The 17,134-nt window shown below is 33.2% G+C and carries 14 protein-coding genes; 6 read left to right on the top strand and 8 right to left on the bottom strand.

Annotated features, from left to right (window positions below):
* Window positions 1-47: 47 nt before the first annotated feature.
* The gene (gene bshA, locus G3A46_RS06495; protein ID WP_165147784.1) at window positions 48-1,184 is read left to right on the top strand and encodes an N-acetyl-alpha-D-glucosaminyl L-malate synthase BshA; all 1,137 of its coding nucleotides are present in this window, start codon (window positions 48-50) and stop codon (window positions 1,182-1,184) included.
* 3 nt (window positions 1,185-1,187) lie between these two features.
* On the opposite strand, the gene G3A46_RS06490 is transcribed toward bshA, so the two are convergent.
* Both G3A46_RS06490 and G3A46_RS06485 read right to left on the bottom strand, forming a co-directional pair.
* The gene (locus tag G3A46_RS06490; protein WP_165147781.1) at window positions 1,188-2,642 is read right to left on the bottom strand and encodes a membrane dipeptidase; all 1,455 of its coding nucleotides are present in this window, start codon (window positions 2,640-2,642) and stop codon (window positions 1,188-1,190) included.
* Window positions 2,643-2,771: 129 nt separating this feature from the next.
* Complete coding sequence (locus G3A46_RS06485; protein WP_165147778.1) at window positions 2,772-3,266, bottom strand: hypothetical protein; 495 nt, start codon at window positions 3,264-3,266, stop codon at window positions 2,772-2,774.
* A 130-nt stretch (window positions 3,267-3,396) separates the two neighbouring features.
* Here G3A46_RS06485 and G3A46_RS06480 point away from each other — a divergent pair, with 130 nt between their 5' ends.
* From G3A46_RS06480 to G3A46_RS06465, 4 genes are all read left to right on the top strand, one after another.
* Entirely contained in the window at window positions 3,397-6,315 is a 2,919-nt protein-coding gene (locus G3A46_RS06480) for an FAD-binding and (Fe-S)-binding domain-containing protein (protein WP_165147775.1), read from the top strand.
* Between the two features lie 124 nt (window positions 6,316-6,439).
* Window positions 6,440-7,507 carry a chorismate synthase gene (gene aroC, locus G3A46_RS06475; RefSeq protein ID WP_165147772.1) on the top strand — a complete coding sequence of 356 codons (1,068 nt, stop codon included), beginning with the start codon at window positions 6,440-6,442 and terminating at the stop codon, window positions 7,505-7,507.
* A 64-nt stretch (window positions 7,508-7,571) separates the two neighbouring features.
* Entirely contained in the window at window positions 7,572-9,017 is a 1,446-nt protein-coding gene (locus G3A46_RS06470; RefSeq protein ID WP_165147769.1) for a dicarboxylate/amino acid:cation symporter, read from the top strand.
* 130 nt (window positions 9,018-9,147) lie between these two features.
* On the top strand, window positions 9,148-9,960 hold the full coding sequence (locus tag G3A46_RS06465) for a hypothetical protein (protein ID WP_165147766.1): 813 nt from the start codon (window positions 9,148-9,150) through the stop codon (window positions 9,958-9,960).
* Window positions 9,961-9,978: 18 nt separating this feature from the next.
* Here G3A46_RS06465 and G3A46_RS06460 read toward each other — a convergent pair whose 3' ends face one another.
* Entirely contained in the window at window positions 9,979-10,380 is a 402-nt protein-coding gene (locus G3A46_RS06460) for a thiol-disulfide oxidoreductase DCC family protein (protein ID WP_165147763.1), read from the bottom strand.
* A 101-nt stretch (window positions 10,381-10,481) separates the two neighbouring features.
* Window positions 10,482-12,662 carry a DNA mismatch repair protein MutS gene (locus G3A46_RS06455; protein ID WP_165147760.1) on the bottom strand — a complete coding sequence of 727 codons (2,181 nt, stop codon included), beginning with the start codon at window positions 12,660-12,662 and terminating at the stop codon, window positions 10,482-10,484.
* Between the two features lie 198 nt (window positions 12,663-12,860).
* Between G3A46_RS06455 and ung the strand changes: the two genes are divergently transcribed.
* Window positions 12,861-13,526 (top strand): uracil-DNA glycosylase, encoded by a 666-nt coding sequence (gene ung / locus G3A46_RS06450; RefSeq protein ID WP_165147757.1) that lies wholly within the window; start codon window positions 12,861-12,863, stop codon window positions 13,524-13,526.
* Between the two features lie 272 nt (window positions 13,527-13,798).
* Here the strand turns inward: ung and G3A46_RS06445 are convergent, their stop codons facing one another.
* The 4 genes from G3A46_RS06445 to G3A46_RS06430 all read right to left on the bottom strand — a co-directional run bounded on the left by G3A46_RS06445 (window position 13,799) and on the right by G3A46_RS06430 (window position 16,948).
* Window positions 13,799-14,653, bottom strand: a complete 855-nt coding sequence (locus G3A46_RS06445; protein ID WP_165147754.1) for a substrate-binding domain-containing protein — start codon at window positions 14,651-14,653, stop codon at window positions 13,799-13,801.
* A complete protein-coding gene (locus G3A46_RS06440) occupies window positions 14,650-15,531 on the bottom strand; it encodes a nucleoside phosphorylase (protein ID WP_165147751.1) in 882 nt (293 codons plus the stop codon). Before G3A46_RS06440 ends, G3A46_RS06445 begins: the two co-directional genes overlap by 4 nt.
* Window positions 15,532-15,595: 64 nt before the next feature.
* Window positions 15,596-15,925, bottom strand: a complete 330-nt coding sequence (locus G3A46_RS06435) for a translation initiation factor (protein WP_139854665.1) — start codon at window positions 15,923-15,925, stop codon at window positions 15,596-15,598.
* Window positions 15,926-15,997: 72 nt separating this feature from the next.
* Window positions 15,998-16,948 carry an isopenicillin N synthase family oxygenase gene (locus tag G3A46_RS06430; protein ID WP_165147748.1) on the bottom strand — a complete coding sequence of 317 codons (951 nt, stop codon included), beginning with the start codon at window positions 16,946-16,948 and terminating at the stop codon, window positions 15,998-16,000.
* Window positions 16,949-17,134: the final 186 nt, after the last annotated feature.

The raw sequence follows: 17,134 nt of genomic DNA, 5'->3' as shown, positions 1-17,134 counted from the left end.
ACTTTAATAATTCTATTATGTCTAATTTAGTTTCAAAATAGAAAATTATGAAAATAGCAATAGTATGTTATCCTACTTTCGGAGGAAGTGGTGTTGTAGCTACAGAATTAGGTTTAGCTCTTGCTGAACACGGCCACGAAATACATTTTATAACTTACAAACAACCTGTAAGATTAGAGTTGCTATCAAAAAACATACATTTTCACGAAGTTTCTGTTCCAGAGTATCCTTTATTTCATTTTCAACCGTATGAACTTGCACTTTCAAGCAAATTAGTAGATATGGTAAAACTTCATAAAATTGAAGTTTTGCACGTACATTATGCCATTCCACACGCTTACGCGGGGTATATGGCCAAAAAAATGTTAGCCGAGGAGAATATTCATATTCCGATGGTAACAACGCTACACGGCACGGATATTACTTTGGTGGGGAGCCATCCCTTTTATAAACCAGCAGTTACTTTTAGTATTAATAATAGCGATGTTGTTACTTCGGTTTCTCAAAGTTTAAAGGAAGATACGCTTCATCTTTTTGATATTAGAAAGGAGATTCACGTTGTTCCTAACTTTATAGAAATTCCTAAAAAACCTAAAACCTATACAGATTGTCAGCGCGAATTAATGGCGCTTCCAGAAGAACGTATTATATCGCATATTAGTAATCTTCGCAAAGTAAAACGCGTAACCGACGTAATTGAAATATTTGATAGAATTCAGAAAAAAATTCCTTCAAAATTAATAATGGTTGGTGAAGGTCCCGAACGTGAAGCCTGCGAACAATTATGTGTAGAAAAAGGCATAGAAGAAAAAGTTCTATTTGTAGGTAATAGTAATGAAGTGGATAAAATATTGTGTTTTACAGATTTATTTCTACTTCCATCAGAAAAAGAAAGCTTTGGACTTGCTGCTTTAGAAGCTATGGCTTGTGGAGTTCCTGTTGTATCTAGTAATACTGGAGGTTTGCCTGAAGTTAATATTGATGGAGTAAGCGGATTTTTAAGTGAAGTTGGTAATGTTGCTGAAATGGCTGAGAATGCTTTAAAGATTTTGTCATCGGATGAAACTTTAAATAAATTCAAGAAACAGGCTGTTGAAGCAGCAATGGTGTTCGATACAGAAAAAATTGTTCCCTTGTACGAAAATCTATATAAAGAAGCTATCCTTCAGAAACAAAACAAATAAGTTTTAGTAGTTTCTTTTTATAAAAAGCATTGCATTTTCGTTCATCACGCGTGCAACAATAGATTCTGCGGAAATCCTGTTAAACTCATTCAAGTTGTTTAAATTATTTGAAAGATAATCTTTAGCGTGATTAAGCATTTCTTCAGCTAAATCCTTCATATTTTCTGCAGTCCAAAGACCATTTATTGGATTTACAATTCCATCAAAATCGCTACCGATACTTTGTATTCCCCAGCAAAATAGATTTTGCTCATCAAGTACTTCTGCTATATGCACAACTTGCCTCCAAACTAATAGCGATTTTTTCTTGAGTTGTTTTCTCTTATTGGGAATATAGATTTTACTATTGTTTATTTCCTTTTTACTTCCTATTCGACGTTCGTCTAATTGAATTCCAAATATCCCGTTGCTTTTGGCAATACGTATTAATTCACTGTCGTAAAAATTAATATCAATATCTGCAAACCATTCTCGATGGTTTTTTATACCTACTTTATCCCATTGTACAATTGAATGCTTCCCATTACAAGCGGCGTGACTTGCAATTATAGGTATGTTCTCATCAGTGTATTTTGCGTCTAATAATTTGTAATAAGCTTTTCTAGAAGCTGTACTCATGTGTTTTATATCTATAGGAATTCTCTTTCCTTCCGAATTATCGAGTAATAGTTTAATTACCTCATAACCTAATTCTGTTATTCCAGAGTTTAATCCTCTATTTTGGTTCTTCTTTAATAGAGAAATAGAAATGCTGCGGGCGTGCCCGCATAGTTCGTTATAAAAATGATGAGCAAGCGTTAGAAACAATGGTCGGTGTTTCCAGTTTTTTACAGCCGAAACATTTCTTAGAACTTCATTTTTGTTGGCCGTATTTTTACTCAAAACTAGCCCTGTGTTGAAGCTATGTCCTCCTTCAATAGAAAGTATGATATTAATAATTTTCTTAGACTCATTTTCCTGCGTTAAATTGGCTTCTATGTCTTGGGAACTTGTAACAATGCGGTAAGTATATATTTTTCCATCTATTTTTTGAACTTGATTATGAAGTTGTAAATAGTAATTATACTCATCAACTAAGTCTTCAAAATAGTTTTCATTACTTCGAATATTATCCATCCGCGCCTGACTAATACTTGCTGCAAGATTTACTAAAACATCGGTTACCCCTTTAATTCCTATAACTTCTTTTCCAAAAAAATGTTTCTCAAAAGGGTAGAGCGCAACTATTACAATTTTAGTTTTAGTTTTAGCAAGGGCAGTAAGGTCCGTTTGAGTGAATTTGGTTAACGTAACCAAACGATTGACAAATTTCTCTAAAAAATTAGGAGGACTATAGTGCCATATAGAGTTTTTGCGATTTGGATCAAGCGCATTTTGCTTTGTGGGATTATATTTAAAACTTTTACTATAAGGCTTTAGAGAAGGATGACAATGTAAATCTATATAACTTGTATCCATAATGCTCATTTTGTACAAGTTATAAAAATGTAAAGACCTATGAAACTAATATATATATAATTTTACTTACTACATGAAAATAAAAATGCCCCATTTAATGGGGCATTTTATATAAATATTTTACAATTCTTAGAATTGATAACGAGCACTAATACCTACGTCGAAGCTCACGTCATCTCTATATCCCAAGTTAATTTGAGGGCGGAAATCGAAAGAAACTAGCAATGGAAAATCAAAGCTATATTCTATACCAACATCTCCTGTTAAAAATGCAAAGGCTTCAGAATCATCGTATCTATGATCGTAGTCCCAATGTTTTTTATCGTAATTAACTACACCAGCACCTAAACCTGGTCCGGCATACCAATTAAAACCTCCATCAATATTCCAAACCCACTGATAAATTCCTGTAAGTTTTACAGCATCCCAATATTTCTTACTGTGAACTGCCAAACCTAATTCTAATCTGTTGTTTTCGCCAAGAGCTCTTTGGTAGTTTACTTCAGGACCAAAACCGTCACTTTCACTTAAACGAATACCAATAGCATTTTTTGCTATTTCTTGGGCATTGGCTTGCAAACCTAATGCAAACACTGTGAATACTAATAAAATTGTTTTTTTCATAATTTGCTTTTTAGTTATAAACAATACAAAAATAGATGTATTTCAAGATACTTTTAGTTAACAGTGTGCCAATCTACATCTCAAATTTTACAAACTTTTGTTAAGGAATTTTCTACATTTACATTAATATATGAAGAAGCACCTCCAAGATTTTAAAAAGATATTTAATGGTGAATTTAACATTGATTCACTTCATACTATGCTATATGCTACGGATGCTTCTGTTTATAGAAAAATCCCACTTGCAGTAGCATATCCTACTAGTGAACGCGGAATTAAACAATTAGTCAACTTCGCTAGTAATAATAATATTTCACTAATCCCTCGAACTGCCGGAACTTCACTTGCGGGGCAATGTGTAGGGGAGGGTATAATTGTAGATGTTTCAAAACATTTTACAAATATAATTTCAGTAAATACTGAAATGAAAACAGTTACCCTTCAACCGGGGGTTATTAGAGATGAACTGAACCAATATCTAAAACCATACGGCCTTTTCTTCGGTCCAAACACTTCAACCAGCAATCGATGTATGATAGGAGGAATGGTTGGTAACAATAGTAGTGGTACAACTTCTATTCAATACGGTACAACTCGTGATAAGGTTTTAAAATTAAAAACTATCCTTTCGGATGGTAGTGAAGCCATATTTGAATCGCTTACAAAAGAAGAGTTTCAGGCTAAAACAAATTTGAATTCCTTAGAAGGTGAAATTTATAAAAAGCTTTATAAAGCATTATCTCCTAAAGAAGTTCAATATGAAATAAGAAAAGAGTTTCCAAAACCTGAAATACATCGTAGAAATACAGGCTACGCTGTAGATAGTTTAATAAATACATCTGTTTTTGGTGACTTTAAAGATAAAATAAACATCTGTAATTTACTTTGTGGCAGCGAGGGAACATTAGCCTTTACAACTGAAATTACACTTCAATTAGAACCATTACCGCCCTTACATACAGCAATGGTGGCTACTCACTATCAATCCCTCGATTCGTGTTTAAACGACGTTGTGGTAGCAATGCAGCATAATCTTCACACCTGCGAAATGATGGACGATGTTATTTTGAGTTGCACTAATAACAATAAAACTTATGAGCCTTATCGCTTCTTCGTAAAAGATAATCCCAAAGCTATTTTATTATTAGAATTAAAGAGTAATTCAGAAGAAGATCTTCAAAACCAAGTAAACTCTTTGTTGGCTTCCTTAAAAAATTCAAATTATAGTTATCATAATCCAGTTTTAAGAGGTGAGGAAATAACTATGGCTTTGGAACTTCGTAAAGCCGGTTTAGGGCTTTTAGGGAATATGGTTGGTGATAGAAAAGCAGTTGCATGTATTGAGGATACTGCAGTAGCTTTGGAAGATTTACCTGCATACATAAAAGAGTTTTCAGCTTTAATGAAAAAGTATAATCAACAAGCTGTTTATTATGCTCACGCAGGAGCGGGAGAATTGCATTTACGTCCTATATTAAATTTAAAGAAAGATGAAGGTGTTCAGTATTTCAGAAAAATCACCACCGATGTAGCTTTACTTTGTAAGAAATACAATGGATCGTTTTCGGGAGAACACGGCGATGGAATAGTACGTGCAGAGTTTATTCCTTTAATGATTGGAGAGAAAAATTACGACCTATTAAAAAAAGTAAAAAAAGCATTTGATCCACAAAACACCTTTAATCCTGGTAAAATTGTAGATGCCCTTAAAATGGATGAATCGCTTCGTTATGAAGTGAATAGAGTAGAAGCCAAAATCGAAACCTTGATGGATTTTAGTGATTCTGAGGGAATTCTTCGATTATCCGAAAAGTGCAATGGCAGTGGGGATTGTAGAAAAAGCGCTGAAGCTTCTGGAGCAATGTGTCCAAGTTATCATGCCACAAAAAATGAAAAAGATACCACTCGGGCTAGAGCAAATGCTTTAAGAGAAGTATTAACTAACAATAATGCCGTAAATAAATTCAATTCTAAAGACTTAAAAAAGGTCTTTGATTTATGTTTAAGCTGTAAAGCTTGTGCCAGTGAATGTCCTAGTAATGTAGATATAAGTACTGCAAAAGCAGAGTTTTTATATCAATATAATAAAGAAAATGGAGTTTCATTTTCTAACAAACTCTTTGGAAAAAGCACTGAGTTAAACAGATTAGCCTCCAAGTTTCCTAAAATTTCAAATTGGATTTTTTCAAACAATTTGACCTCCAGTTTCATCAAAAATATTGGGGGAGTTCATCCTAAAAGAAGCCTACCTTTGGTTTCAACTAAAGGTTTAAGTAAAATGCTTGAACTGCATTTAAACGAGGTGAATGAAGAGATTTCAATTCAAAAGGAGATATTTTTATTTGTTGATGAGTTTAGCAATTATTTAGATACAGAAATCGCTGTAGATTCGTTTGTACTTCTAACGCGTTTAGGTTATAAAGTTAACATTATTGATAACTTGGATAGCGGCAGAGCCTTACTTTCTAAAGGCTTTTTAGAGGAAGCAAAAAAAGAGGTTGACAAGAATATAAATAAGCTAAAAGAAAAGATATCTGCAACAACTCCTTTAATAGGGATTGAGCCATCTGCAATTCTTTCTTTTCGCGATGAGTACCTCCGATTAGCAACTGATAAAACTTCAGCTACAAATATTTCAAAACACAGTTATTTAATAGAAGAATTCTTAGCTAGTGAGTTTGAAAGAGGTAATATTTCATCTAATATGTTTACTTCTGAAGAAAAACACATTAAAATTCACTCACATTGTCATCAAAAATCACTTAGTAACCAAAAGGTAACTTTCGATATACTAAACATCCCTGAAAACTTTAAACCAACTATAATTACTTCAGGTTGTTGTGGGATGGCTGGGAGTTTTGGTTATGAAAAGGAACATTACGATGTGAGTATGCAAATTGGAGAGCTAAAGCTTTTTCCAGCTGTTAGAAAAACTTCCGAAGAAACTATTATTTCGGCTAATGGGACGAGTTGTAGGCATCAGATTTTTGATGGCACAGGTCGTAAGGCTTTACATCCCGTTACAATTCTTAAAAATGCTTTAAAGTAAATACACCCAAAATAGATTTTAAATATACCTGTAATTCAAGTTTTTAAATGATAAATCTTGAATTTTGAATTTTGAATCCTTGAATTATTAAATTCGAAAGTTTACATTTGTTCAAAACCAATCTATGGCGGGCAATTCTTTTGGAAAAATCTTTAAAATCACCACTTTTGGCGAATCTCATGGAGAGGCTATTGGTGGCGTGATAGATGGTTGTCCTGCAGGGATTTCCATAGACTTCGAGGCAATTAATGCTGAAATGCAGCGGCGTAAACCTGGGCAATCTGCCATTGTCACTCAACGAAAAGAAGAAGATGAAGTAAAATTTCTTTCGGGAATTTTTGAAGGAAAAACTACAGGAACTCCCATTGGATTCATAATTGAAAACACCAATCAAAAGAGTAAGGATTACAGCCATATAAAAGACGTATATAGACCTTCCCACGCCGATTATACTTATGATAAAAAATACGGAATTCGTGACTATCGTGGTGGTGGACGCTCGTCTGCACGAGAAACTGCATGCAGAGTTGTAGCGGGAGCAATTGCAAAACAACTAATTAAAGAAATTAAAATTAGCGCTTTTGTATCTTCGGTTGGAGATATTTTTATAGATAAACCTTATCAAGCGCTCGATTTTACAAAAACCGAAAGTAACATAGTTCGTTGTCCTGATGCGAAAAGCGCTCAAAAAATGGAAGAGCTTATCAGAGAAACCAGAAAAAATGGTGATACTGTGGGCGGAACAATTACTTGTGTAATAGAAAACGTTCCAGCAGGATTAGGAGAACCTGTATTCGATAAACTTCACGCAGAATTGGGAAAAGCAATGCTTTCAATTAACGCTGTAAAAGGATTTGAATATGGCAGTGGGTTTTGCGGTGCAAAGATGAAAGGAAGTGAACATAACGACCTTTTTAATTCCGATGGTTCTACAAAATCCAATTTAAGCGGCGGAATTCAAGGAGGAATAAGCAATGGTATGGATATCTATTTTAGAGTAGCATTTAAACCAGTTGCTAGTATTATGCAAAAACAAGAAACTATAGATAGCCAAGGAAAGAAGGTGATTGCTGAGGGAAAAGGCCGTCACGATCCTTGTGTGGTACCTCGTGCTGTTCCTATAGTTGAGGCAATGGCAGCTTTAGTTATTGCTGATTTTTGGTTGTTGAATAAAATTTCAAAAATAAATTAGAATTTCATAAACCGTCTATATTAAATAATTTACCATAATTAAAATCTAGTATCAAAACTTCAATATGAAAAAAATCGCACTTCACTGGAAAATTATAATCGGACTTGTATTAGGTATAATTTGGGCATTACTTTCCAGTAAATTAGGATGGAGTGAATTTACTTTGGATTGGATTGCTCCATTTGGTAAAATATTTATAAATCTATTAAAATTAATTGCAGTTCCATTAGTGTTAGTTTCTATTATCACTGGAGTTGCAAATATTGGAGATCCTTCTAGCTTAGGTAGAATGGGAGGGAAGACACTTTTAGCTTATTTATTTACAACATTGTTTGCTGTGAGTTTAGGGCTAATTCTTGTAAACACTATTAAGCCTGGTAAATTAATAGATGAACAAAGTAGAATAGATAACCGTATTAGTTATGAGCTTTGGGCGGATTCTAAGGGGCATCAAATAAAGGATGGAATAAATTACTTACAAGATCCCGCCTTTTTTGAACGTGCACAGGAAATCACCAATTTATCAAAAGGAGAATTAAAAGATGCATCGGTATCAGATAAATTGGAAACAGCTAAAAAAGCTACAGAATCCACCCCCTTACAACCTCTAATAGATATAGTTCCTGAAAACTTCTTTTTCTCACTCACTAATAATGGTTTAATGCTTCAAATAATATTCTTCGGAATATTTTTCGGAGTTTGTTTGTTGCTAATTCCCAACGAAAAATCTAAACCTGTAACCGACTTTATGGATGGGGCTATGGAGGTTTTCCTAAAAATGGTAGACCTGGTTATGCAAGCCGCTCCATTTTTCGTATTTGCTTTATTAGCAGGAGTTGTGAGCCAAATGGCGGGAGATGATATAGGTAAAGTTTACGAAATATTTAAAGGTCTTAGTTGGTATTCATTAACTGTTTTCTTAGGATTAATGTTAATGATATTTATTATTTATCCTCTTTTTATGAAGCTTTTCGTACGAAGCATTCCATATAGAGGGTTCTTTAAAGCGATGGCGCCAGCACAAACATTGGCTTTTTCAACATCAAGTAGTGCAGCTACACTACCCGTAACAATGGAATGTGTTGAAGAAAATTTAGGAGTAGATAAAAAAATCACCAGTTTTGTTTTACCAATTGGAGCAACAGTAAATATGGATGGAACTTGCCTGTACCAAGCTGTTGCAGTAGTCTTTCTTGCACAATTACACATGATTGATCTAACCATTGGGCAACAACTAACTATTGTAATTACTGCTACATTGGCTTCAATTGGCTCTGCCGCTGTACCAAGTGCTGGGTTAGTAATGCTAATAATTGTTTTAGAATCCGTTGGCTTAAATCCAGCTTGGATTGCCATAATTTTCCCTGTAGATCGAATTCTAGATATGTTTAGAACAATCGTAAATGTTACGGGTGATGCAACCGTATGTAGTATAATTGCAAAGGGAGAAGGTATGCTAAACTATAAAGATAGAAAAAACCCTTCTGAAACATTTGACTACGACTCATAAATATATTGATTATCAACGTTTTACACTTTGAAATCATATATATTATTTTTAAATTAGCATACTCCTCATAAATTTTTCTAAGTCTATAATTTAGAAATACTGCATTTTTAATGTTGTAAATCAGTTGATTATGGAGAGGTTGCTTTTTTTACTTAGTATTTTATTGATTTCCACAATATCTTATTCTCAAGTTGGAATTGGCACAACTACTCCTTCAGCTGCGTCTATGCTGGAAGTGAGTAGTACTTCGGATGGTGTGTCCTTTGGTGGATTTATGCCTCCTCGAGTTCCTAATGTGGCAGCAAGAGATAATATTAACCCTAGTAATTCTGATGTTGGTTTACTTGTGTTTACTGAAGATTTAAATTGCTTACAAATGTGGAATGGCTCTGGTTGGGAAGATGTACATTGTAATTACACATTAGCTTTTGTTAACTTATACCATAACTTTGATCTCCATACAAGTTGGGGATTTACATCAGATGTTCCATTTTTTGATAATGGTAGCAAAGGTTTTTTTGGAGTGACAGATGCTACTAATGGAGGCTTTAATGTAATTACAACATTAACCAATAACTTCTTGGGTATAATGGATTTAAACGATACAGAAAACGGAAATGGCACGGCAGATTATGCTACATTAACTTTTGAGACTATAGATGTTTCTAATGCTTCTAACGGTGCGACAATGAGTTTTTATTATGAGTTTTTTGAATATGACGGTGGTGATAACGCCTATTATACTTTAATTATTGATGGTATCACACAACCAGAAGTAACTCTAATAGAGGGACAAAATGGTGTAGGAGGAGTGTCAGATAGTGGAGTAATAGAAGAAATACTCCCACCTGGCACAAATTCAGTTTCTTTAAAAATAAGGATTAAACAAAATGGTCAAGAAGACTTCGCAGGTTTTGATAACTTCGCAATTGTTGCAAACTAACAGTTAATCCATAGAAACCTATAAAAACTTATTTTTCAACTCTGCTGTAGGAATCATACATTTATCCTTTTTCCCAAACCATTTATATCTATTTCTAGCTACATAATCGTATACGGCATTTCTTATAAATTTTGGAACTATAATAAACCCAAAAAGTAGGGGATAAGCACCCGAAAGATGTTTTGCTATATAAAGTGCTGCAGTAGACTTTTCATAATGTTTATCACCATCAATTAAAATAATAGAATCTACCTTAGCCCTGTCTATATTGAATTTTGCTGTGAGATTTTGTCCTGTTTCACTTTGAAGAGCAGCAAATTTGAAAACGTTTTTATGATCTCGTTTAATAACATAATTAATCGCGCCGTTGCAAAGATTGCAAACACCGTCGAATAAAATTATTTTATGAGTTTCAATCATAATCGTTATTGAAAAGCACTTAAATCAAATTCAAAACTAATCCTAATTTTTAAGAGGTTCGTTTTTTGAAGTTTGATGCTTACGTTTTGGAATTTTTATAATTATACTTTCTCCAATTCAGATAAACTTACATTAGTAGTAAAAGTCCCATAATTTACAAAAGCTTTGTTTTTTTCTATAGTATCTATTGTTCCTATTGCTCTTCCATCTATCATTCTCACTCTATCCCCAATTTTTAAAGTAACTTTTGGTTTTGGTGGAGGGAGTTTTTTAGCTTCTTCTTTTTCGATTTTCTTTCTTTCTCTAATTACTTCAACCTTTTTCTCTACTTCTTGAATTACCTTTTGTTTTTTGGCTTTTACAGCTTTTTTCACCTTAGGCGCAAGCTTTTTTCGTTTGCTATTTTCAATCATAACAAGTTTCATAAACTCATCAATAAGCTGTTTTTTCTTCTTATTATTGAAGTATTTATCTGCAAGAGAATCAACCTTTCTACCAAGACTTATAAGCTTTTGGTTAGAGTCGAATAATTCTTGATAGCTTTCTAATTTCTCTTGTACTCGAGCGTTTATTTCTTCGAGCTGTTTGCTTTCAATACGTGCTTTTTGTTCCTCAGATTTTAGGGATTCAGAGGTTTTTCTAAGGTTTGAGCGTTCTTTTTGAAGATTAGCAATCGTTTTATCAAATCTTACTTTTCCACGCTCAATTTTCTTTTTAGCTTTATTTATTAAACTATACGGAATCCCATTTTTTTGCGCTACTTCAAAAGTATAACTACTTCCGGCTTCACCTAAATGTAACTTATATAAAGGTTCTAAAGACCTACTATCAAATTGCATATTTGCATTAATAGCGTGAGGAAGTTCATTTGCCAATAGTTTTAAATTGGTATAATGAGTAGTTATAATTCCAAACGCATTGCGTTCGTAAAAGACTTCTAAAAAAGTTTCTGCTAATGCACCTCCTAATTCTGGATCACTACCAGTACCAAATTCATCAATTAAAAAAAGAGTATTCTTATTACACTTTTTAAGAAAATAATTCATCTTTTTTAAACGATAACTATAAGTGCTTAAGTGATTTTCAATAGATTGATTGTCTCCAATATCGGTTAGAATACGTTTAAAATAGCTAACTTCACTTTGTGGCTCTACGGGAATCAGCATACCACTTTGCAGCATTACTTGCAACAGACCAACTGTTTTAAGCGTAATACTTTTCCCACCTGCGTTAGGTCCGGAAATAACGATAATCCGCTTTTCTGGAATTAATTCAATGCTTTGAGGGTAAGTTTTTTGTTTCCTTTTATTATTAGAAATCAATAACAAAGGATGATACGCTTCCAGTAAAGAAATCTTTTTCTCCGAATTATTTCCTTCAGTCTTATAAGTAAGAATAGGAAGGACTCCGTTTATTTTAAGTGCGTACTTAGCCTTCGCATAAAGCACGTCCATTGTAGTTAAATATTCTTGATAACTAGCTAGAAGCTCGGCATATGGACGAACAAATTCAGTTAATGCTTTTAAAATTCGCTTAACTTCTTCTCCCTCTTCATACAGTAGATTGCTTAACTCATTTGCAAACTCTAGAGTTTCTTGGGGCTCTATATAAACTATACTCCCAGTTTTTGATCTTCCCAAAACTGCACCTCTTACTTTTTTACGGTGCATCGCTTTTACTGCAAGTACTCTACGATTTTCAACAACCGATTCACGAATGTCGTCTAAGTAATCGTTTTGTGAGTATTGCGAAAGAGCTTTAGTAAAAGAAGAATTAATCTTTCCTTTTACAACATTTAACCTCCTGCGAATTGTTCCTAATTCGATAGAAGCCTCATCTTTAATCTCGCCGTATTTATTAACTTTTTTATTAATTTCTTCTGAAATAATTGAAGTGTAATTTACTTCTTCAGAAAAAGCATTAAGGTGTATGTAAAACTCTTCATATTTCTTGAAGAATTTTAGTAAAATTCGAGTAGTTTCTGATATAGAAAGAATCTTTCTGAAGCCTGAAATCTCCAAAGTACTATTTTCAATACTGAATAGTTTAAGCTCTCTAAAAATAGGATCGAAACCGTGATTGGGTATCTTATTATCGCCTTCAAAAGATACCGTGAATTCCTTTAAGCGCAATAATTCAGGTTCAATTTCAGAAAATTCCTGAAACGGTCTTATTGAAAGAACCTGTTCCCGACCAGGTTCAGTAACACATAATTCTGAAATCTGATTCAGAACGGTTGGAAACTCAAGATCCTCTAAAGTTTTTTTATCAATTTTAATCATACAGATTACTCTTGGAATTTTCTTAATACTAACAAATCAAAAAAAACTAAAACGCTAACGATTGAATGAAACGAATTAGTAAGTTTTGGATTGATTAAATAAGGCTTTTTCTTTTATTTTTTAAATAATTAAAAGATTCAAACATCCACCTATTCGTGAATATGTTATCTTATTTTTGTGTTCACAAAAGTAAGTATAATGCAGATAACAATAGAGCCTGGATGGAGGGCGATTTTAAAAGATGAATTCGAAAAACCATATTTCAAAGATTTAATGGAATTTGTGAAATATGAATATAAAACATCAAAATGCTTTCCACCTGAAAATCAAATATTCTCGGCTTTAAATCACACACCATTTAACGAAGTTAAAGTGGTTATTATAGGTCAAGACCCTTATCACGGAGATGGTCAAGCACACGGGTTGTGTTTTTCAGTAGGGGAGAATGTGGCTATTCCTCCATCCTTAAAGAATATTTTTGAAGAAATTAGAACAGATGTAGGCAAAGATATTCCAAACAATGGTTATTTACTTCGATGGGCTGAACAGGGGGTTTTAATGTTGAATGCCACCTTAACTGTAAGAGCGCATCAAGCAGGTAGTCACCAAAAAAAAGGTTGGGAAAAATTTACAGATGCTATAATTCAAAAACTCTCTGAAGAAAAAGAAGGTATTGTTTTTTTACTTTGGGGTGGACCTGCTAAAAAGAAAGGTTCTAAGGTCGATAGTGCTAAGCATTTAGTTTTAAATAGCGGACATCCATCTCCATTAGCAGCAAATAGGGGTTACTGGTTTGGAAACAAACACTTTAGTAAAGCAAATGATTATTTGATTGAATTTGGAAAAAGTCCAATTGAGTGGTAGGCTAAAACTTATTGAGCCCTATAAATTATTACAAAATTTACTAAGCGAAATAGACTAGAAAACACTGTTAACTTAAAAGAAGTATTGAAACTTACTATTCTTCCTCAGGTACTTCAGTGTCTGCATTTGCGTCATTACAACTAAACTGTAGTAACAAGAAGTTTGTAACTAACAACGCCCCCAAAATGATTAAAAAAGTTGTCATAATACTTGATTTTATATAAATAAGATGCAAGTATTACTTTTGGGTTGCGTAAATATTAAGATTTTTTTTAGAATTTATGTAACACGCTGTTTTCATGAACCTTAGAATCGATTAACTGAAGTTCTAGAAGTTTTTGTTGTATATTTTGAAGCTCCTTTGAAGTTAATTGCACATCAGACCATTCTGTTAATGATAGCCATTCACGAACATCTTCTATTTTCTGACCATAGCGTTTTGCAATTATTTCGTCTATTTCTGGTAAATCTTTAAAGTTAGCTGTAGTCTTGTTAATTACATCCAATATAGACTGAATACAATCCGCTTCATTTTCTAAAACATCATTTCTAACAGCAATCACAAAACTAGGCCATGGAGTAGGAGATAACCCAACTAATCGGAAGGTTCCATTATCTACGTAAGGTTTAGTCATAAACTTTTCCCACATAAAATAATCACCATTACCTTTAGGCAATCCTTCTATTGCACCATTTAAATCTTGAATTACTTTAAATTTTAGATCGGATTGTAAATCCCATTCTAGATTTTCGGCATTTACATAAGCCATTAAGTGCGATCCAGATCCGTATCGACTAATTGCTGCTTCGGTACCTTTTAAGTCTTCCACTGCGTTAAATTCTGAGTTGGCGGCTACGTGAATCCCCCAAAGTAAAGGCGATTTTACAAATACCTGAACAATCTTACAGTCATTTCCATTAATAATATCACGAACAATTCCTTCAGTAAGAATTACAGCCATATCAATTTCTTTATCACGTAAAGCTTGAACCATATGGCCTGTTCCTTCAGGAAAATCTTTCCAACGCAAATTGATATCTTTCTTGTGAAATTCCTTATCGCGTAATGCAATATACCAAGGTAAATTAAAGTGTTCCGGCACACCGCCGATTAAAAAATTTTTCATTGTACAATTTTTTCTAAAGTATATTGAATAAGCTCATCGATAGTTTTATACGAGTTTTTACTAAAACTACCTGTGGCGCGATTAGCGATAATTGCATTCATGGAAATAGCACGATGGCCTAATAATTTAGACATACCATACATCGTTGCAGTTTCCATTTCCATATTCGTAATTTTCTTTTTATTAATACGGAATGAAGTAAGTTTTTCGTTAAGATTTTCATCTCTTAATCTAGCTCGAAGTACACGCCCTTGTGGACCATAAAAACCTACGTTAGTAATAGTAATACCTTTAAAAGTTTTATCTGAAGATAATTTTTCTAATAAACTTTTATCAGCTTTAACAGCATAAGGAACCGAATTATCTGGATTCCATTGTGTATGATCTATAAATTTTTGGGCAAAATCCTGTTCAAAAATAGTGTCTATATCATTGTAATAATGCATAACATTATCTAAGCCAATACCTATAGCACTTATTAAGAAACTATCTACTTCAATTTCATCAGTTAAGCTACCAGATGTTCCAATTCTAATAATATCGAGAGAAGTAAGTTTCTTTTTAATTGTTCTATTTTTAAAGTCAATGTTTACTAAAGCATCGAGTTCGCTAAAAACAATATCTATATTATCTGGACCAATTCCAGTTGAAATAACACTGATACGTTTCCCTTTGTAAGTACCTGTATGTGTTTTAAATTCACGATGTTCAGCTTTTACTTCAATAGAATCAAAGTATTTAGAAACCATTTCAACTCGACCTGGGTCGCCAACGGTAATTACTGTTGGAGCTAACTCTGAAGGAGCAAGATTTAAATGGTAAATTTTACCCTCAGGTGTTAATATTAATTCACTCGATTTTATAGATTCTAGTTGCATATTAATTCTTTGTGATTAACTGTGTGAAAAATAGGTGCTTCAAGTCAATTTCTTTCAGCTTCAATTATCCTCCTACACGTTTTACTTTAAATCCCTTATCCTTCAAAAACTTCATTATCTTATCGCGATAATCACCTTGAATTATAATTTGTTCATTTTTAAAACTTCCACCAACACTTAAAAGCTTCTTTATTTCTTTCGAAAGTATTTTAAAATCCGAATCTGCACCATTATACCCTTCAATTATAGTAATAGGTTTGCCTTTTCGTTTTTCGTATTTACAAATAAGAGGCTCGTCTTGTAACCAAATTGTTGATTCTTCCTCTGTTTCAGGAACGTCTTCTGGTTCGTGATCTGGAAATAGGTTTTTTAATTGGTCTTCTAAAGAATTCAAATTTTAAAGTTTAGGATTTATATTTCGGCTATTCTCAATATCAAAAATTGGTTGTTGAGTGAAGTCAAAAGGCTACTTTTTTATCAGTCCGATTTCTACCAAACGTTGGTGAAGAAACTCTCCTGCAGTAATATCGTCATATGCTTTTGGATGATCTTCATCGATACACTCTGGCATACAGTTTAATTTCATATCACTACGAGGGTGCATAAAGAAAGGAATAGAATAACGAGGTGTATCCCATTCTTCACGAGGTGGATTTACTACGCGATGTATAGTTGAACGAAGTTTGTTGTTAGTATGACGCTCTAACATATCACCTACGTTTATAACTAATTCATCTTCATTAGGTATTGCATCAATCCATTCTCCATCTTTTCTCAATACTTGTAAGCCTCCTGCTGAAGCTCCCATTAAAAGTGTGATTAAATTTATATCGCCATGAGCACCGGCACGAACAGCTCCTTTTGGCTCTTCAGTAATAGGAGGGTAGTGGATTGGCCTTAAAATACTGTTTCCGTTATTAGCCCAATGATCGAAGTAAAATTCATCTACTCCAATATATAATGCTAAAGCTCTTAATACATAAATACCAGTTTTTTCAAGCATTCTGTAGGCTTCCATTCCTGTATGATTAAAGTCTGGAAGTTCACTTACTTGCACGTTTTCAGGGTAATCTTCTTCTAAATTAGCGTCTGCAGATGGCTCCTGTCCAAAATGCCAAAACTCTTTTAAATCTCCTTCTTTTTTACCCTTAGCATGTTCTTTTCCAAAAGAAATATATCCGCGTTGGCCACCAAGACCTTCAATTTCGTATTTCTTTTTCGTTTCTTCAGGAAGTGCAAAAAAGCTTTTCACTTCTTTATAAAGTTCATCAACTAAATCATCACTTAGAAAGTGATTTTTAAGTGAAACAAATCCTATATCTTCATAAGCCGAACCAATTTCGTCTACAAACTTTTGTTTTCTTTTAGGATCTTCTGAAAGAAAATCAGCTAAATCAACACTTGGTATATTATTCATAGTTTCAATTTTTTAATGAATTTATTCATCGTTTAGAAATTAAAGATTTAGGAAATAAGCCTAAGTCTGTAATTTATAATCAACTACATTTTTGTATAACTATTATAAGCTACTTTAAAATTCTTACAATTCTCAATGAATTTTAGATTTACAAATATACCAAATTGTTAAAGTTTATACGAAGTT

The organism is Aequorivita sp. KMM 9714 (assembly GCF_011065475.1).
Taxonomy (GTDB): domain Bacteria; phylum Bacteroidota; class Bacteroidia; order Flavobacteriales; family Flavobacteriaceae; genus Aequorivita; species Aequorivita sinensis.
Note: the sequence above shows the minus strand (reverse complement) of the source record. Positions and strands in the feature narration are given on the sequence as shown.